General features: G+C 70.5%; 16 protein-coding genes. 8 read left to right on the top strand and 8 right to left on the bottom strand.

All coding sequences use genetic code 11. The features are described from left to right. The first annotated feature begins 22 nt into the window (after nt 1-22). Entirely contained in the window at nt 23-1,042 is a 1,020-nt protein-coding gene (locus IEY95_RS03335) for an aldo/keto reductase (RefSeq protein WP_189184275.1), read from the top strand. Between the two features lie 126 nt (nt 1,043-1,168). On the opposite strand, the gene IEY95_RS03330 is transcribed toward IEY95_RS03335, so the two are convergent. Next, the gene (locus IEY95_RS03330) at nt 1,169-2,056 is read right to left on the bottom strand and encodes a helix-turn-helix transcriptional regulator (protein WP_189184274.1); all 888 of its coding nucleotides are present in this window, start codon (nt 2,054-2,056) and stop codon (nt 1,169-1,171) included. 235 nt (nt 2,057-2,291) lie between these two features. On the opposite strand from IEY95_RS03330, the gene IEY95_RS03325 reads away from it, so the two are divergent. The 6 genes from IEY95_RS03325 to IEY95_RS03300 all read left to right on the top strand — a co-directional run bounded on the left by IEY95_RS03325 (nt 2,292) and on the right by IEY95_RS03300 (nt 6,320). After that, nucleotides 2,292-3,308, top strand: a complete 1,017-nt coding sequence (locus tag IEY95_RS03325; RefSeq protein ID WP_189184273.1) for a zinc-dependent alcohol dehydrogenase family protein — start codon at nt 2,292-2,294, stop codon at nt 3,306-3,308. A gap of 63 nt (nt 3,309-3,371) precedes the next feature. Further along, entirely contained in the window at nt 3,372-4,037 is a 666-nt protein-coding gene (locus IEY95_RS03320) for an SDR family NAD(P)-dependent oxidoreductase (protein WP_189184272.1), read from the top strand. 245 nt (nt 4,038-4,282) lie between these two features. Beyond that, the gene (locus tag IEY95_RS03315) at nt 4,283-4,633 is read left to right on the top strand and encodes a cyclophilin-like fold protein (RefSeq protein ID WP_229702533.1); all 351 of its coding nucleotides are present in this window, start codon (nt 4,283-4,285) and stop codon (nt 4,631-4,633) included. Between the two features lie 73 nt (nt 4,634-4,706). Beyond that, nucleotides 4,707-5,474, top strand: coding sequence for a glucose 1-dehydrogenase (locus tag IEY95_RS03310; RefSeq protein ID WP_189184271.1), 768 nt, complete (start codon nt 4,707-4,709; stop codon nt 5,472-5,474). Nucleotides 5,475-5,538: 64 nt separating this feature from the next. Continuing rightward, nucleotides 5,539-5,859, top strand: coding sequence for a carboxymuconolactone decarboxylase family protein (locus IEY95_RS03305; RefSeq protein WP_189184270.1), 321 nt, complete (start codon nt 5,539-5,541; stop codon nt 5,857-5,859). A gap of 47 nt (nt 5,860-5,906) precedes the next feature. Further along, a complete protein-coding gene (locus tag IEY95_RS03300; protein WP_189184269.1) occupies nt 5,907-6,320 on the top strand; it encodes a (R)-mandelonitrile lyase in 414 nt (137 codons plus the stop codon). A 274-nt stretch (nt 6,321-6,594) separates the two neighbouring features. Here the strand turns inward: IEY95_RS03300 and exaC are convergent, their stop codons facing one another. From exaC to xylB, 7 genes are all read right to left on the bottom strand, one after another. Continuing rightward, entirely contained in the window at nt 6,595-8,118 is a 1,524-nt protein-coding gene (exaC, locus tag IEY95_RS03295; protein ID WP_189184268.1) for an acetaldehyde dehydrogenase ExaC, read from the bottom strand. Between the two features lie 131 nt (nt 8,119-8,249). Beyond that, nucleotides 8,250-9,551, bottom strand: coding sequence for a GAF domain-containing protein (locus IEY95_RS03290; RefSeq protein ID WP_189184267.1), 1,302 nt, complete (start codon nt 9,549-9,551; stop codon nt 8,250-8,252). Between the two features lie 143 nt (nt 9,552-9,694). Beyond that, on the bottom strand, nt 9,695-10,294 hold the full coding sequence (locus IEY95_RS03285) for an N-acetylmuramoyl-L-alanine amidase (protein WP_189184266.1): 600 nt from the start codon (nt 10,292-10,294) through the stop codon (nt 9,695-9,697). Nucleotides 10,295-10,334: 40 nt separating this feature from the next. Continuing rightward, entirely contained in the window at nt 10,335-11,348 is a 1,014-nt protein-coding gene (locus IEY95_RS03280) for an acetamidase/formamidase family protein (RefSeq protein WP_189184265.1), read from the bottom strand. Continuing rightward, nucleotides 11,345-12,829 (bottom strand): APC family permease, encoded by a 1,485-nt coding sequence (locus IEY95_RS03275; RefSeq protein ID WP_189184264.1) that lies wholly within the window; start codon nt 12,827-12,829, stop codon nt 11,345-11,347. The genes IEY95_RS03280 and IEY95_RS03275 overlap by 4 nt, the downstream gene beginning before the upstream one ends. A gap of 271 nt (nt 12,830-13,100) precedes the next feature. Continuing rightward, the gene (locus IEY95_RS03270) at nt 13,101-14,309 is read right to left on the bottom strand and encodes an ROK family transcriptional regulator (RefSeq protein ID WP_189184263.1); all 1,209 of its coding nucleotides are present in this window, start codon (nt 14,307-14,309) and stop codon (nt 13,101-13,103) included. 57 nt (nt 14,310-14,366) lie between these two features. Further along, the gene (xylB, locus tag IEY95_RS03265) at nt 14,367-15,812 is read right to left on the bottom strand and encodes a xylulokinase (protein WP_189184262.1); all 1,446 of its coding nucleotides are present in this window, start codon (nt 15,810-15,812) and stop codon (nt 14,367-14,369) included. 164 nt (nt 15,813-15,976) lie between these two features. On the opposite strand from xylB, the gene xylA reads away from it, so the two are divergent. Further along, complete coding sequence (gene xylA, locus IEY95_RS03260) at nt 15,977-17,143, top strand: xylose isomerase (RefSeq protein WP_189184261.1); 1,167 nt, start codon at nt 15,977-15,979, stop codon at nt 17,141-17,143. The last annotated feature ends 56 nt before the right edge of the window (nt 17,144-17,199 follow it).

The following is a 17,199-nucleotide window of genomic DNA, read 5'->3' as shown; positions in this document are numbered from 1 at the left end:
CACCAGCGAGGAGAAATGCTTCATGCAGTACCGACCGCTCGGCCGCACAGGCGTCCAAGTCAGCCCCCTCTGCCTGGGCGCGATGATGTTCGGCCCCTGGGGCAACGAGGACGAAGCAGACTCGGTGCGGATCATCCACCGCGCCCTCGACGCGGGCATCAACTTCGTCGACACCGCTGACGTGTACTCCGCCGGCGTCTCCGAAAAGGTCGTCGGCAAGGCGCTCAAGGACTGCCGCGACGATGTCTTCCTGGCGACCAAGTTCTTCATGCCGATGGACCAGGACGACCCCAACCAGCGAGGCGGTTCGCGGCGCTGGATCATCCGCGAGGTTGAGAACTCCCTGCGGCGCCTGGGCACCGATCACATCGACCTCTACCAGGTACACCGCCCCAGCCCGGACATGGACGTGGCCGAGACCCTCGGCGCCCTCACCGACCTCGTGCGCCAGGGCAAGGTCCGCTACATCGGCTCCTCGTCCTACTCCGGCTCCCAGATCGTCGAGGCTCAGTGGACCTCGCGGGAGCGGCACCTGGAGCGGTTCGTGACCGAGCAGCCCCCGTACTCGATCCTGGTCCGGGGCATCGAGGAGGACGTTCTCCCCACCGTGCGCCGTCACGGCATGGGCACGCTCACCTACAGTCCGCTCTCCGGCGGCTGGCTCTCCGGCCGCTACCGCAAGAACGCCTCCGAGGGCCCCGCCTCCGCGGCGCGCCCCCAGGCCCGCTTCGACATGAGCACCCCCGCCAACCAGCGCAAGCTCGACGCCGCCGAACAGCTCGCAGTCCTGGCGGAGAAGGCCGGCCTCACCCTGATCGAGCTGGCCGTCGCCTTCGTCCTCAACCACCCGGGCGTCACCTCGGCGATCATCGGCCCGCGCACCATGGAGCAGCTGCAGGCGTTCCTGCCCGCCGCCGACGTCACGCTGTCTTCCGACGTGCTCGACGCCATCGACGAGATCGTCGCCCCCGGGGTCACGGTCAACCCGGTCGACAACAGCTACGGCGACTTCGAGCTGCGGGCCGACCAGCGGCGACGCTGACACGATCCGGCCCAAGGCCCGGGGCCGGATCGCCTCCGGAATGGCCTCTGCCTCCTTGCCAGCTCTGGCTCTCTGGAAGAGGCGTCGCCACCTTCCGGGACTGCGGGTGCGCCGCGGGGAGGGAGATCAGTTCTCTCGCGGCCGCCCGGCGAGGGCTTCCTGTGTCGCGGCCCAGGAGGCGAGCAGGCGCAGGCCCTCTTCGGAGGGTGAGCCGGGTTCGGCGGTGTAGATGGTGACGGTGAGGCCGGGCTCGGCCGCCATCTCCAGGCCCTCGTAGGCGAGGGTGATATCTCCGACGGCCTCGTGGTGGAAGTTCTTGGTGCCGGTGCCGTGGTGGCGGACGTTGTGGGCGCCCCAGCGGGTGCGGAAGTCGTCGCTGCGGGTGGAGAGTTCACCGACGAGGTCGTGCAGCTCCTTGTCGTGAGGGTTGCGGCCGGCCTCGGTGCGCAGGATCGCGACGGTGACGTCGGCGGCCAGGCCCCAGTCGGGGTAGAAGCGGCGGGACGCGGGGTCCAGGAAGGTGAAGCGGGCGAGGTTCGCCTGGTTGTGGGGGTTCGCGTAGACGACGCTGTAGAAGGCGCGGGCGAGGGCGTTGGTGCCGAGGATGTCCATGCGGCCGTTGCGGACGAAGGCGGGGCCTGCGGTGATCGCGTCGAGCGTCCACTGCAGGCTCCGGTGCGGGGTCCACTGCCGGGCGGGGCGACGGCGTCGGGGGCGGGTGAGGGTATCGGAGCCGTCGGCGGCCTGGGCCAGATGGAGGAGGTGGGCACGTTCGGCGTCATCGAGCCGGAGGGCGCGGGCGACGGACTCGAGGACGGCGGGGGAGGCACCGGCGAGGTTGCCGCGTTCGAGCTTGGCGTAGTACTCCACGCTCATGTCGGCGAGCGCCGCGACCTCGCTGCGGCGCAGCCCGGGGACGCGGCGCCGGGTCCCGGAGGGCAGTCCGGCCTGCCCGGGGGTGATCTTGGCTCGCCGCGAGGTGAGGAACTCGCGGACCTCCTGTTGGTTGTCCACCCTTCGACCGTACGTGCAGCGGGCCGCATGAGGGATGTACTGCCGGTACACCCATCGACGGTGACTGGCTGGCCGCCACCAAGGGCGGTTACCTGGAGGACGTGGCGCTGTCCCCGGCCGTCCGTCGGCGGGGACGGGGCCGCCCGACCTCGGCGCGCGGTCGCCTCGCGACCCGGGGACGGTCGTACGCGGACCGCTTACAGCAGTCCGACTTCACGTGAGCAAAGGAACCCTCATGCGCGGCGCAGTGATACACGCCCCCGGTGACGTCCGCTTCGAGACGCTGGACGACCCGAAGATCCTCCATCCCACCGACGCGGTCATCCGCACGGCCGTCACCTGTGTGTGCGGCTCCGACCTGTGGCCCTGGCGTGGTCTGGAGCCGATCGGCGACGCCCATCCGATGGGCCACGAGTACGTCGGCTTCGTAGAGGAGGTCGGCTCCGAGGTCACGGCCGTGAAGCCGGGCCAGTTCGTCGTCGGCTCGTTCGCGACCTCGGACAACACCTGCGCCAACTGCCGAAACGGCTTCCCGTCGAACTGCCTGCATCGCGAGTTCATGAGCACCTGCCAGGCCGACTACGTCCGTATCCCCAACGCCCAGGGCACCCTGGTCGCCACGGACGAGGTGCCGGGCGAGGAGCTGTGGCCCGGTCTGCTGTCCGTCTCCGACGTCATGGGCACCGGCTGGTGGGCCGCCGACGCCGCCGAGGTGAAGCCCGGATCCACCGCCGTGGTCGTAGGCGACGGGGCGGTCGGCCTGTGCGCGGTGATCGCCGCCAAGGAGATGGGCGCCGAGCGGATCATCGCCATGAGCCGCCATGAGTCCCGGCAGAAGCTGGCCCGCGAGTTCGGCGCCACCGACATCGTCACCGAGCGCGGCGACGAGGGCATCGCCCGGATCAAGGACCTCACCGACGGCATCGGCGCCGACAGCGTGCTGGAGTGCGTGGGCACCGCGCAGGCCATGCAGCAGGCGCTGCACTCCGCCCGCCCCGGCGGCAACGTCGGCTTCGTCGGCGTCCCCCACGACGTCGCCATCGACGGGCAGGAGCTGTTCTTCTCCCACGTCGGCCTGCGCGGCGGCCCCGCCCCCGTGCGCCGCTACCTGCCCGACCTCATCGAACGCGTCGTGACCGGCCGGATCGAGCCGGGCAAGGTCTTCGACCTCACCCTGCCCCTCGACCAGGTCGCCGAGGGATACAAGACCATGGACGAGCGCCGAGCCATCAAGGCACTCCTCAAGCCCTGACCCCGCACTATTCCGCTTCCGGGGCTGAACGCCCCCTCGCCCCGCTCGAGGAGGGCCTCCAGCATGACCACGTTCGCTCTCGTCGGTGCCGGTCCCGGCCTGGGGCTGGCCACCGCCCGCCGCTTCGGCACTGCCGGCCACGGCGTCGCCCTGATCGCCCGCAGCGCCGAACACCTCCAGCACCTGACGGACGATCTCCGCCGCGACGGCATCGAAGCCCGCGGATTCTCCGCGGACGTCCTGGACCCGGTCGCGCTCACCGGCGCCCTCCAGGACGCGGCCGAGGAACTCGGGCCGATCGAGATCCTGCAGTACAGCCCGGTGCCGCGCGCCGACTTCATGAAGCCGGTCCTCGACACCACCGCCGCCGACCTGGAGGACCCGCTCGCCTTCTCCCTCAAGGGCCCGGTGACGTGCGTGAACGCGGTCCTGCCCGGTATGCGCGCCCTGGGGCGCGGCACCCTTGTCTTCGTCAACGGAGGCAGCGCGGTCCGCCCGCACCCCGAGCGGGCCGGCACCTCGGTCGCCTTCGCCGCCGAGAGCGCCTATGCCCGAATGCTCCACGACGCGCTCGCGGCCGAGAACATCCACGCCACCCAGCTGATCATCCCCGGCGCGATCCGGCCCGATTCCGAGCACAGCAGCCCTCAGGTGCTGGCCGAGCGCCTGTACGCCCTGCACACCGAGCGCGACGGCTTCCGCCACTACGCCGAGCCGATGCCCGAGTGACGAACAAGCCGTGGACAAGTCTCCGGCGCCCTCTCCGGGCGTGCCACTTTGGCCACTTCGGCTTTCGGCTGTTCGGGCCGCTCCGACCGGTCCTGTCGGCGATCGCGGCGGCCGTCGGACTGCTGGCTCTGACCGCCTGCTCCGGCAGCGAGCAGACCGCCGACCAGTCCGCCCCGGCGACCGCCTCCGGGCGCCCCCGGACGGCCAGCACCCAGCCCACCCCATCGTCCGACAGGAGCAGCGCCGTGCGCATCCAGCTCATCCTCGACGGACATCCCGTCCGAGCCACTCTGAACGACAGCCCCGCTGCCAGGGATTTCGCCGCGCTGCTCCCGCTCTCGCTCGGCCTGGAGGACTTCCACCGGACCGAGCGGGTCGCCGACCTCCCACGGAAACTGGACACATCCGGCGCCCCGGACGCGCCCACCCCTCAAGCAGGGGACCTGGCCCACTACGCACCCTGGCGCAACCTGGCCCTCTTCTACCGCGACGGCGAGAGATCCCCGGGCCTCGTCATCCTCGGGCGCCTCGACGACAGCCAGGACATCGATCGGCTGGCCACCGCCCACCGCGTCACCATCGAACCCCTGACTTGACCTGACTCGGCCCGCACACCCACTCGGCATACCGCCGCCGCCCCCACGCACCGCACGGAAAGAGCGAAGCCCGTTGAACCCCACGTACGACTTCACCGGCCAGGTCGCCTTCGTCACCGGAGCCTCATCCGGCATGGGTCTGGCCACGGCACGCGCCTTCGCCGAAGCGGGCGCCGCCGTCGGCCTCGCCGACATCAACGAAGCCGCCCTCGATACGGCGGCACGGCAGCTCACCGACGAAGGCCACAGGGCGCTTGTCCTCACCTGCGACGTCACCGACGAGTCTCAGGTCGCCGCCGCCGTCGACCGCACGGTGGAGACCTTCGGACGCCTGGACATGGCCTACAACAACGCCGGCATCCAGATCCCGCCCGCCGACGCCGCCGAGGAAGCGGCCGAGATCTTCGACCGCGTCCACGCCATCAACCTGCGCGGCATCTGGGCGAGCATGAAGCACGAGCTGCGTCACATGCGCACCCAGGGCAGCGGAGCGATCGTCAACTGCTCCTCCCTGGGCGGCCTGGTCGGCATCCCCGGTCGCGCCTCGTACCACGCCAGCAAGCACGGCGTCATCGGTCTGACCGGCAGCGCCGCCCTGGAATACGCCCCGCGCGGCATCCGCATCAACGCGATCTGCCCCGGCACCATCGACACCCCCATGGTGAGCGACATGATCGCCAAGGGAGAACTCGACCGCGCCGCGGCCGAAGCGAACCAGCCGATCAACCGTCTCGGCACCGCCGACGAGATCGCGCAAGCCGTCCTGTGGCTGTGCAGCCCCGGCGCCGGCTTCGTCGTCGGCGTCGCACTGCCCGTCGACGGCGGCTACGTCGCCCAGTGACCACCGAGCCGACGAGCGGCTCCCCCCGGCGGGGCCGACCCGATACGCAACAAGGAGTGACAGCATGCCCGAGCAGTCCGCGCCCAAGGAGCTGGAGGCGATCGCGCCCAAGCTCGTCGAGGTCACCAACGAGGTGCTCTTCGGTGACGTATGGGAGCGCCCCGGGCTCTCACCGCGCGACCGCAGCCTGGTGACCGTCAGTGTCCTCGCCGCGCTCTACCGCAGCGAACAGCTGTCCTATCACCTGGGCGTGGCGCTGGAGAACGGCCTGAGCGTCGAGGAGCTCTCCGAGGCCATCACCCACCTGGCCTTCTACGCCGGCTGGCCCAACGCCATGACCGCGATCAACCAGCTCAAGAAGCTCACCGAAGAGCGCGACGCCTGACACCCGCACACCACTTCCCCGCAGCCGCACAGCAAGGAACACCTTCCGTGGAAATCGTCACGCAGACCCCGACCGCCAAGGCCCCCGCCGAGCGCTTCACCGGCGACGTCTACCTCAACATGATCGAGACCCCCGCCGAGCAGGCCCGGCTGGCGACCGCCCTGGTCCGCTTCACCCCCGGTGCCCGCACCAACTGGCACTCCCACGCCAACGGCCAGACCCTCTACATCACCGACGGTGTCGGCCTCGTCGGCACCCGTGACGGCGACGTCGTACGCGTCAGCGCCGGCCAGACCGTCAAGTGCCCGCCTGGTGAGGAGCACTGGCACGGCGGCACCGACACCACCCTCATGGCGCACATCGCCATGGTCGTCGGCGATGCCGACGGCGACGGCACCACCTGGCTGGAACCCGTGACCGACGAACAGTACGCCGCAGCGCTCGCCCCCGCCACCCGCTGAGGGCCAATGCGACGGTCGGTGCGCGAGTGATGGGACGCACACCCGGCATTCAATCTGATGCGGTGCCAGGAGGCGTTCTCATGGACTCGCGGCGCTCATGAGCGGGTGGCTCGTGGGGTGATGTCCTTCGGCGCCGTTTGGTCCACGACTGGTCCCGGAGAAACTCTCTCGGATGTCAGACAGTAACTCGAAGAACCCAATTAATTACAGAGGGCAGCCGTCATTTCAGGTTGCCTGGAGCGCAACGGTGCCTCCAGGCAACCGACTTGAGGCTCTAGAAGAACCCAAGTTTCTTCGGGCTGTATGAAGTGAGAATGTTCTTCGTCTGCTGGTAGTGCTCCAGCATCATCTTGTGGGTCTCGCGGCCGATGCCGGACTGCTTGTATCCGCCGAACGCGGCGTGCGCCGGGTACGCGTGGTAGCAGTTCGTCCAGACGCGGCCCGCCTGGATCGCGCGGCCCGCCCGGTAGGCGGTGTTGATGTCCCGCGTCCAGACGCCCGCCCCGAGCCCGTACAGAGTGTCGTTCGCGATCTTGATGGCGTCGTCGAAGTCGTCGAACGACGTGACCGAGACGACCGGGCCGAAGATCTCCTCCTGGAAGATCCGCATGCGGTTGCCGCCCTCGAAGATCGTCGGCTGGACGTAGTAACCGCCCTTCAACTCCCCGTCGTACTCGATGCGTTCACCGCCGGTGAGGACCTTGGCGCCTTCCTGCCGGCCGATGTCCAGGTAGGAGAGAATCTTCTCCAGCTGGTCGTTGGAGGCCTGGGCGCCGATCATCGTGTTGGTGTCCAGGGGATGGCCGGGCTTGATGAGTTCGGTGCGTGCGACCGCCGCTTCGAGGAATTCGCGGTAGTGGCCGCGCTGGATCAGCGCGCGGGACGGGCAGGTGCACACCTCGCCCTGGTTCAGCGCGAACATCGTGAAGCCTTCCAGCGCTTTGTCGCGGAAGTCGTCGTCGGCCGCCCACACATCGTCGAAGAAGATGTTCGGGGACTTGCCGCCGAGCTCCAGCGTGACCGGCTTGATGTTCTCCGAGGCGTACTGCATGATCAGCCGCCCCGTAGTGGTCTCGCCCGTGAACGCGACCTTCGCCACCCGGGGGCTGGACGCGAGGGGCTTTCCCGCCTCCACACCGAAGCCGTTGACGATGTTCACCACACCCGGGGGCAGCAGATCCGCGATCAGGCTCATCCAGTAGTGGATGGAAGCCGGGGTCTGTTCGGCGGGCTTGATGACGACCGCGTTGCCCGCGGCCAGCGCCGGGGCGAGCTTCCAGACCGCCATCAGGATGGGGAAGTTCCACGGAATGATCTGCGCGACCACACCGAGCGGCTCGTGGAAGTGGTACGCGACCGTGTCGTCGTCGACCTCGCCGAGCGAACCCTCCTGGGCGCGGATCGCCCCCGCGAAGTAGCGGAAGTGGTCGATCGCGAGCGGGATGTCGGCCGCCAGGGTCTCGCGCACCGGCTTGCCGTTCTCCCAGCTCTCGGCGACCGCCAGCTTCTCCAGGTTCGCCTCCATCCGATCAGCGATCTTGAGCAGGATGTCGCCGCGCGCGGTGACGGAGGTGCGACCCCAGGCGGGCGCTGCCGCGTGCGCCGCGTCCAGCGCGCGCTCCACGTCTTCGGCGGTGCCCCGCGCGACCTCCGTGAACGGCTGCCCGTTCACCGGACTCGGGTTCTCGAAGTACTGCCCGCGAGCCGGCGGTACGTACTCTCCGCCGATGAAGTGGTCATAACGCGACTGGTAGGAGACGATCGCGCCCTCGGTGCCGGGCGCCGCGTAACGGGTCATGCTGGTCTGCCTCCCGGAGAAGCGCTGCCCGCCGTTGGGCAGCTCTCGCCGCGAGGCTAGGAACGCGGACGTTGCATGGACGTTGCGTGGCATCCTTCCGCTCGCGTGGACGGGAGCTTCGGGCGCGTCCGTCAGGGCCGCGCCGGTCGCTCCCGCCCGCGCGGTACGTGACGCAGCAGGCCCCCGGGCGCCGACAGCTCGGACTCCAACGCCTCCAGACGCGCCCGCACGGCCGCCGTGGGCCGCACGGTGGCCAGCGCCCGCCATACGTCGAGGTCGTCTTCGCCCCACGCCGCGCGGGCCCAGTCGGCCAGCAGGTCGGGGTCGCGGCGGGCGATGAGCGCCGCACGCAGCCCGTCGGCGAGCCTGTGCCGCAAACGCACCACCGCCGGGGCGCCCGAACCCGGCAGCAGCGGACCCGCGTACGCCGCCGCGGCCGCGGCGACCGCCCCGGTGCCGAGCCGCCGCTCCACCACCGCGACATCGGACTCGACCGGCGCCGTCAGCCGATAGGGGCGCGAACCCAGCAGGCCCGGCTCGAGGACCCGGCGCAGCCGTGCCATTTCCGCGCGCAGCGTCACCGGCGTCACCGATTCGTCCTCGTACAGCGCGCACAACAACTCGTCGCCCGTCAGTCCTTCCGGGTGCCGGGCCAGCAGCACCAGGATCTCGCTGTGCCGGCGACTCAGCCTGATCTTCCGGCCCCCAGCGAGCAGTTGCGCCTCGTCGCGGCCCAGCGCGGTCAGTTCGACGGTGTCGTCCATGACCTTCGGCGGTGTGAGCAACGCCAGCTGCGACTCGGCGGCGCGCGCCACCGCCTGGACGAAACCGAGACTGTGCGGATGCGCGAGCCCGTCCCCACCGGTGATGTCCACCGCGCCGAGCACCCGCCCGGTGCGCGGATCGTGCACGGGCGCCGCGGCGCACGTCCAGGGCTGGACCCGCCGGATGAAGTGCTCCGCAGCGAACACCTGCACCGGCCGGTCGACGGCGACGGCCGTACCCGGAGCGTTCGTACCGACCGCCGTCTCCGACCACCGAGCGCCCGGCACGAAGTTCATCCGCCCCGCCTGCCGCCGTGTCACCGGATGCCCCTCGACCCACAGCAGCCGACCCTGCGCGTCGCACACCGCCAGGAGGTGCTCCCCGTCCGCCGCGAACGTGCCCATGAGTTCCCGGAACAGTGGCATCACCCGGGCCAGCGGATGTTCCGCCCGGTACGAGCCGAGATCCCCGTCCGTGAGCTCCACGCGCGCGGTGCCGTCCGGAACGACTCCGGCCCGCGCCGAACGCCGCCACGAGTCGGCCACCACGGATCGGACCGGCCGCGGCACCGTGCCCGCCTCGGTGAACGCCTCGTGGGCGCGACGCAGGAGCCGCACACGCTCGACGGGATCGGTCCCCGGTTCCAGGGCCACCCATGGATCGGTCAATTCGGCCTCCCGGAAGGCGATGCGGCTGGGACCATCGTCACTTCCGGTGCGGACGCGGACAAGCTGTGTGACCGTTCTCCGCACCCGCCGCCCACATCGCCGTCGCCTTCCGGACACCCTCGAGGGCTCTTCGCCCCTTTGGATCAGGCGAAGTTGACGAGCCTTATGTAGCGTGTCCAGTCCCAGTTCGGCCCCGGGTCGGTGTGGTCGGTGCCCGGCACCTCGTAGTGGCCGATGATGTGGGAGCGGTCCTTGGGGATGCCGTACCTGGAGCAGATCGCGGCGGTGAGCTTGGCCGACTCCTCGTACAGGGCGTTGGTGAAGTAGGCGGGCTGTTTCACCCAGCCCTCGTGCTCGATGCCGACGCTGCGTGTGTTGTAGTCCCAGTTCCCCGCGTGCCAGGCGATGTCGTGCTCCCTCACACACTGCGCGACATGTCCGTCGGCCGATCGCACGAGGTAGTGGGCGGATACCTTCTTCTGCGGGTTCTGGAAGATGGACAGGGTGTCGGGGTAGGTCGCCTGGGTGACATGAATGATCACGTAGTTGACCGGATAGGCCGTCGGCCGCTTGGACGCGGTGTAGTTGGACGCGCTCGCCTGTGCCCATTCGGCGCCTGGATAGTCCACCGTCGCAGGCTGTGCACCGGCCCGGGTGTGGGGGAGTAACGCGTAGGGGAGAGCGGCGAGGGCTGTGCCTTTCAGCAGCCGCCGTCGGCTCGGGAACGATCCGGCTCGTTCCATGGAGTGTCTGCCTTTCGATGGTGGGGGGACGACGCCCGGCTCAGCGTCGGAGTACCGCTGCCGTGTCGCGCAGCTGTGCGTGCAGTCCGCGATGGGTCTCCCGCGCGGGCAGCCATTCCTTGCGGAGCTTGGCGACGCACGTGTAGTTGGTGTCGCAGACATTGGCGAGAGGCGACTCGACCGCCTGGGTCGCGAACTGGTACGCGTCCAACTCGCTGAACCCGTAGTCACGCACCAGCCACTGCACCAGGTCGAGCTGGGATATCCGGAACGCGTCCTCCAAGGGGCGTGCCGAGCCGGTCGAGATGATGTGCGTGTCGGACTCGATGCGCGGCCAGGGGGTGGCCACTCCCTTGAGCAGTTCGACGATCACCACGGTGTTCATCGCGCACTCGACGGCGACTCCACAGGTCTCGCCCTCGCCCTGCCGCGCGTGCCCGTCACCGAGGCTCAGCAGGGCGCCCTCGACATTCACTCCGAGGTAACAGGTCACGCCGGCCCGCATCTCCGGAGTGTCCATGTTCCCGCCGTGCGCGTCGGGCACCAGCGCGGAGCGCACCTCCAGGTTCGCCGGCGCCACACCGACGGTTCCGTGCATCGGATCCATGGGCAGCTCGATCCGGATGTCACTGTCACGCGCGCTGAACAGCGCGGTGCGCCGCTGCCGGTCGAGCTGCCAGATCCACACGGTCTCCGGCAGCGGTGGCTGCAGAGTGGCCGTGGTGTGCGTGGACGTGAGCGCGCCGAAGAGGGGAACCGTCGTCGATGCCGCCCAGTCGCGGGCCGGTTCGATCGACACGAAGTGGATGGCTACCGTGTCGCCCGGCTCGGCTCCCTCCACATGGAAGGGTCCCGTCTGCGGGTTGAGGAACGGAAACTCGCACACCTCGGAGACCAGGTCCTTCTCGGAGCGCACCCGTCCGGCGAAGCAGTCCTCGGTGTAGAGATCGAGGACTGTGCCGGGCGCGATACGCGCCACGGGCGGCGCGCCGCCGAACGTCCACGCGTACTCGCCCGGTGCGGGCCGCACGGTCAGGATCCGGGGGTCGCTCATGACTGCACGGCTCCGCTCTGCCGGGGATCGGGGGTGGGGTTCTCGTCGAGATGGACTCGGGCGGTCTCGGCTATGCGCCCGGGGTGACGCCGCAGCAGGAAGATCAATACCACGACTCCCGCGAACATCCAGGCACCGACAACGGGCCCCGCGTATGACACGGGCGCGGTCAGTTCGGATACGAAGTCGAAGACCGGCAGGCCCGCCGCGGTCAGCAGCGCGGGGACGAAGGCGACGATGCCGAATAGCGGGAACAGCAGATGCCGCACCGGTTTGAGCAACTCCCGTCTGCGGCGCAGGAAGTAGCCCGCACAGGCGAGGTTCACCACGATGTACACGCCGATCACGACCGTGACGATCACGGTCGCGAGCAGCAGGAAGGCGGTCACGGGGTCGTAGGAGAAGCCGAGCCCCAGCATGGCCGCGAGCGCCACGGCGCACTGCACGGCGACTCCGGCGACGGGGGAGCGGTGCCTGGGGTGCACGCGCGCGAAGAGCTGCGGGAACACCCGGATCCGTCCCAGGGCGAAGGCAGTTCGCGTGGAGACAGTGGCGCAGGCGTTGGCGTTGGCGATCGTCGAGTTGACCACCGCGAGGAACACGAGCACCCAGAACAGACCGAACGAAGCGCGGGCCACGCCCTCCCAGGACGCGGCGCCGGAGGCTCCGAACCCGGCGAAACGGTCGGGTCCGAAGTACACGGTCATGGCGTAGGTCGTCAGCACGTAGACGAGGCCGATCGCGAGTGCCGCGCCGAGGACGGCGCGGTGCATCGTGCGGCGCGGGTCCTTGGTCTCCTCCGCGAGGGGTGCCGCCGCCTCGAACCCGGCGAAGGCGAGCACGGTGTACACCGATCCCGCGAACACGCCGCTGATGCCTTGGTACCCCTCGGCCGTGTGCGACGTGCCGAACACCGACCATGTGTTGTCACCGCCCGCCTTGACGATCAGCCAGAGCGCGAAGACCACGAAGACCAGCACCTCGAACACTCCGAGGACGGTTCCGAAGCGGGCAGAGGCGCGTACTCCGAAGTACCCCGCCACCGCGATCACCGCCGCGCCCGCGAGCGACCAGGGCCACCACAGGTCGTCCGGATACGAGGACCACTCCTGGTGCAGCGTGCCCGCCGTGGTGAACCCGAGCTGCAGGAGCAGCAGCGGCGGCACCAGCGCCTCGACGAACACATAGCCCCAACCCACGAGGAATCCGACGGCCGGGTGCAGCCCTTGGGCCGCGTACGTGGCCACCGATCCCGCGGCGGGCAACTGCCGTGCCAACTCCGCCACGCACGACGCGGTGAACAGGCACGCCACCAGAGCGATGAGCACGGACAACGGCAGACTGCCGCCCGCGAAGGCCGCTCCTGACGGAATGGACGCGGCGACCGCCGCGGCCGGCGCCATGGCCGTGATGCTCTGGAACAGCACCTCTCGCAGCCCGATCGCCTCGCGCCGCAGTCCTGGAACTGTCTCCCCCGACATGTGAACCCCCCGATTCGCCGGACACGCGGCCATCCGTCCGACGGCTGCGCCTCGCGTGAATTACGGTACGGCGCTTGCCGGTTGGGCAGGAAGAGCGAGGCGTGAGTCGGTGGACAGGCCGGGGACTGTGGACAACTCGGCCACCCGAACGAGGGAATGGGCGCCAGGCGAGGCGTCTCGCGCCTCTCGGCCCATGTCGCCCGCTCCGCCTGTCCGCCGGTTACGCCCGCCCGACCGCTGCGCTCTCCCGCTCGCTGCGTTCCCCCGCTCGCTACGCCCGGCTCGCCGCCCCGGCCGGATCGTCGAGCACTGCCCGCACCACCGAGTGGGCCGCGCCCAGCAGCGGGCCCTCGGGACCCAGCCGCGAGACGGACACGGCACAGGCCGGACCCGCCGTGCGCCGCGCCAACTCGCCTTCCAGGGACGGCAGCAGCCATGGCGCGAGACCGGACAGCGCTCCCCCCAGCACGACAGTCTCCGGGTCCAGCAGATTGACCGCCCCGGTCAGCGCGATGCCGAGCGCTGTTCCGGCCTCGCGCAGGGCACGCCGTACCTCCGTGTCGCCCTGCGCGGCGCGCTGGGCCAGCAGCCCGACCCGGTCCTCGCCCGGCTCCAGGCCGGCTGCGCGCAGGACGGCCTCCTCACCCGCGTACTGTTCGAGGCAGCCGCGTCCACCGCATGGACACTCCGGCCCTTCGGGATGGATCGGCACATGCCCCAACTCGCCCGCGAAGCCGCGTGTTCCGCGCAGCAGCCCGCCGTCCACGAGCACCGCCGCGCCGATGCCGATCTCCGCAGACACATGGAGAAAGTCTCGCGGCGTCCCCTCGCCGAGCCAGAGTTCCGCGAGACCACCGAAGTTGGCCTCGTTGTCCACGGCCAGCGGCAGTTCCCCGGGCAGCAGCGCGCCGAGGTCCGTGTCGTGCCAGCCGAGGTTGGGGGCGCGGACCACGGTTCGGGCGTCGCGGGCCACCAGACCGGGCACGGCCACCGCGAGGCCCGCGGGCCACAGGCCCTCCCGCTCCGCCTCGGCGATCACCTGACGTATCAGCGTGGTCAGTTCCTGGATCACCGGCTCGGGAGGCCGCCCCCGGTTCGTGCCGTGCCGCACGGCCCGGGCCCGTACCTCACCCCGTAGATCGACCGCGCACACCGCGAGATGGTCGACGCCCACCTCCGCCCCGATCCCCGCGGGACCGTGCCCGCTGATGGCGAGGGCCGAGCCCGGTCGCCCCACCCGGCCGGGCCGCTCGGGGCCCAGCTCTTCGAGGAGTCCCGAGCGGATCAGCTCGTCCACCAGTGTCGACACGGCCGCCCGCGTCAGGCCGATGCGGGAGGCTACGGCGGCGCGCGACAGCGGCCCCTCGGCGTTCACGGTGTGCATCACCCGGGAGAGGTTGCGGCGACGCATGCCCTGCTGGGTATCGGGCAGCCGGCGGCCGGAACCGGTGGGGTGAACCTCGTGCAGCGGTGCGGTCATGCCTGCGTCAGTCCTCGTCCGGACGGTCCCCTCGGGGCGGTCCTTGTCAGTGTCCGGTCAGTTCCTGTTCGGCTCCTGTTCGAGCAGCGGGGCCGCGTCGGAGAGTACCCCGGAGATCCTCGCGAGCGTCTCCTCGTCCCGCTCCACGGCGTCCAGCACGGGCCCGCGGGCAGTGTTCCAGCGCCGGGCGACGGCGGCCGGGTCCTCGCCGGTCAGCAGACCCGCGGCCTGCGCGGCGGCTCCCAGCGCGACCAGTTCCTTGGCCTCGGGCACCTGAACGGGCCGGCCCGACAGCCGGCGGACCGTCTCCTGCCAGGCCCTTCCCCGGGCACCGCCGCCGATCAGCAGCAGCGGAGCTGAGCGGTCGGCGTCCTCGTCGAGCACCAGGTCGAGGGCGCCCAGCAGCGAGTGGACCGCGCCGTCGTACGCCGCCTGGAGCAGCTGCCCGCCCGTCGTGTCGTGCCGGAGCCCGTGCAGCAGTCCGGAGGCGTGCGGGAGGTTCGGTGTGCGCTCGCCGTCCAGGTAGGGGAGCAGCGTCACGCCCGCGCCCGGCTCGACGGCCTCGCGGTCGAGTCCCAGCAGTGCGGCGACACGGTCGACGGCCAGGGTGCAGTTCAGGGTGCAGGCCAGCGGGAGCCAGTCACCGCGTGCGTCGGCGAAGCCCGCCACCGTGCCGGTCGGGTCGGCGGGGCGTCGCGTCGAGACGGCGTACACCGTGCCGGACGTGCCGAGGCTCAGCACCGGGGTGCCGGGGCGCAGCCCGAGGCCGAGTGCGGCGGCCGCGTTGTCGCCGGTGCCCGCGGCGACCAGTGTTCCCCTGGAGAACGGCAGCTCATGGCCGGCGTGCACCGTTCCGGCCACCTCACCGGGCCGGACGATGGGCGGGAGCAGCGTCGGGTCGAGGCCGACGTGGGCGAGGACCTCCTCGTCGTACGTCTCGGTCGCGGACGTCCACCAGCCCGTACCGGAGACATCGCCGCGGTCGGTCGTGCCCTGTCCGGTGAGACGTTGGGTGAGGTAGTCGTGGGGGAGTCGTACGGCCGCGGTCGCACGCACGGCGTCCGGCTCGTTCTCGGCCAGCCAGGCCCACTTCGTGACCGTGAACGAAGGGCCGGGCACACTGCCGGTCCGTTCGGCCCAGGCCTTCGAGCCGCCCAGCTCCTCGACGAGCCGACGCGCCTGCGGCGCCGAGCGCACGTCGTTCCACAGCAGGGCAGGGCGTACGGGATCGCCCTGGGCGTCGAGCGTGACGAGCCCGTGCTGCTGGCCGCCGATCGACACCGCCGCGGCCTCGTGCGCCGCCTCTCCGCACTGGTGCAGGGCCTCGCGGAGCGCGTCCCACCACTGCCGCGGATCGCTCTCGCGGCCCGCCCCCGTGGAGACGGTGTGCGGCGCCTGTCCGCTCGCCACCACCTGTCCGGTCGACGCGTCGACGACCAGGGCCTTGGTGGACTGGGTGGACGTGTCCACCCCGACAACGAGCGGACCCTCGGCTGCTGACATCGGGCTCTCCCTCTTCCGCGGCTCCGCGGGATCGGCCTGTTTTTGAGGTACCCAGGACCAAGCGTGACCCGGGTTTCGCACTTCGTCTCTTCCCAGAGATGCCTTCGCATACTAATTTGTTAACCGCCATGACGAAATAGTCGGAGCTAGCAAGGAGCCGCGGCATGAACTACCAGCCCACCCCCGAGGACAGGTTCACCTTCGGCCTGTGGACCGTCGGCTGGCAGGGAAGGGACCCGTTCGGCGACGCCACCCGGCGCGCCCTGGACCCGGTCGAATCGGTGCAGCGTCTGGCCGAGCTCGGTGCCTACGGAGTGACCTTCCACGACGACGACCTGATTCCGTTCGGGTCCTCCGACAGCGAGCGCGAGTCGCACATCAAGCGGTTCAGGCAGGCACTGGACGCCACCGGCATGAAGGTGCCGATGGCCACCACCAACCTCTTCACGCACCCCGTCTTCAAGGACGGCGCGTTCACCGCGAACGACCGCGACGTACGCCGCTACGCGCTGCGCAAGACCATCCGGAACATCGACCTGGCGGTCGAGCTGGGCGCCCAGACGTACGTCGCCTGGGGCGGCCGGGAGGGCGCCGAGTCCGGTGCCGCCAAGGACGTACGCGTGGCCCTCGACCGCATGAAGGAGGCCTTCGACCTCCTCGGCGAGTACGTGACCGCGCAGGGCTACGACCTGAAGTTCGCGATCGAGCCGAAGCCGAACGAGCCGCGCGGCGACATCCTGCTGCCCACCGTCGGCCATGCCCTCGCGTTCATCGAGCGCCTGGAGCGCCCGGAGCTGTACGGCGTCAACCCCGAGGTCGGCCACGAACAGATGGCCGGGCTGAACTTCCCGCACGGCATCGCGCAGGCGCTGTGGGCGGGAAAGCTCTTCCACATCGACCTCAACGGCCAGTCCGGCATCAAGTACGACCAGGACCTGCGCTTCGGGGCGGGCGATCTGCGCTCCGCGTTCTGGCTGGTCGACCTCCTGGAGAGCGCTGGTTACGCGGGGCCGAAGCACTTCGACTTCAAGCCGCCGCGGACCGAGGACTTCGACGGCGTGTGGGCGTCGGCGGCCGGCTGCATGCGCAACTATCTGATCCTGCGCGAGCGTTCCTCGGCCTTCCGTGCCGACCCCGAGGTCCAGGAGGCCCTGCGCGCCTCGCGTCTGGACGAGCTGGCGCAGCCCACCGCGGCGGACGGCCTGAAGGGGCTGCTCGCCGACCGCACGGCCTTCGAGGACTTCGATGTGGAGGCGGCCGCCGCACGCGGGATGGCCTTCGAGCGTCTGGACCAGTTGGCGATGGACCACCTGCTGGGTGCGCGGGGCTGATCGGGTTCCCTCGGACGTGTGGCCTTGCCTTCTGGCGGGTTTGCGCGGTGCGGCCC

It is taken from the genome of Streptomyces albiflavescens, from assembly GCF_014645835.1.
GTDB lineage: Bacteria > Actinomycetota > Actinomycetes > Streptomycetales > Streptomycetaceae > Streptomyces > Streptomyces albiflavescens.
The sequence above is the reverse complement of the archived record's forward strand: the minus strand, read 5'-3'. Positions and strand labels throughout refer to the sequence as shown.

Bases quoted from the DNA above. Each gene is read 5' to 3' on its own strand.
- IEY95_RS03325 (WP_189184273.1), top strand. From the start codon at position 2,292: ATGCGCGGCGCAGTGATACACGCCCCCGGTGACGTCCGCTTCGAGACG.
- IEY95_RS03320 (WP_189184272.1), top strand. From the start codon at position 3,372: ATGACCACGTTCGCTCTCGTCGGTGCCGGTCCCGGCCTGGGGCTGGCC.
- IEY95_RS03270 (WP_189184263.1), bottom strand. From the start codon at position 14,309: ATGACCGCACCGCTGCACGAGGTTCACCCCACCGGTTCCGGCCGCCGG.
- IEY95_RS03280 (WP_189184265.1), bottom strand. From the start codon at position 11,348: ATGAGCGACCCCCGGATCCTGACCGTGCGGCCCGCACCGGGCGAGTAC.
- IEY95_RS03335 (WP_189184275.1), top strand. From the start codon at position 23: ATGCAGTACCGACCGCTCGGCCGCACAGGCGTCCAAGTCAGCCCCCTC.
- IEY95_RS03275 (WP_189184264.1), bottom strand. From the start codon at position 12,829: ATGTCGGGGGAGACAGTTCCAGGACTGCGGCGCGAGGCGATCGGGCTG.
- IEY95_RS03305 (WP_189184270.1), top strand. From the start codon at position 5,539: ATGCCCGAGCAGTCCGCGCCCAAGGAGCTGGAGGCGATCGCGCCCAAG.
- IEY95_RS03285 (WP_189184266.1), bottom strand. From the start codon at position 10,294: ATGGAACGAGCCGGATCGTTCCCGAGCCGACGGCGGCTGCTGAAAGGC.
- xylB (WP_189184262.1), bottom strand. From the start codon at position 15,812: ATGTCAGCAGCCGAGGGTCCGCTCGTTGTCGGGGTGGACACGTCCACC.
- xylA (WP_189184261.1), top strand. From the start codon at position 15,977: ATGAACTACCAGCCCACCCCCGAGGACAGGTTCACCTTCGGCCTGTGG.
- exaC (WP_189184268.1), bottom strand. From the start codon at position 8,118: ATGACCCGTTACGCGGCGCCCGGCACCGAGGGCGCGATCGTCTCCTAC.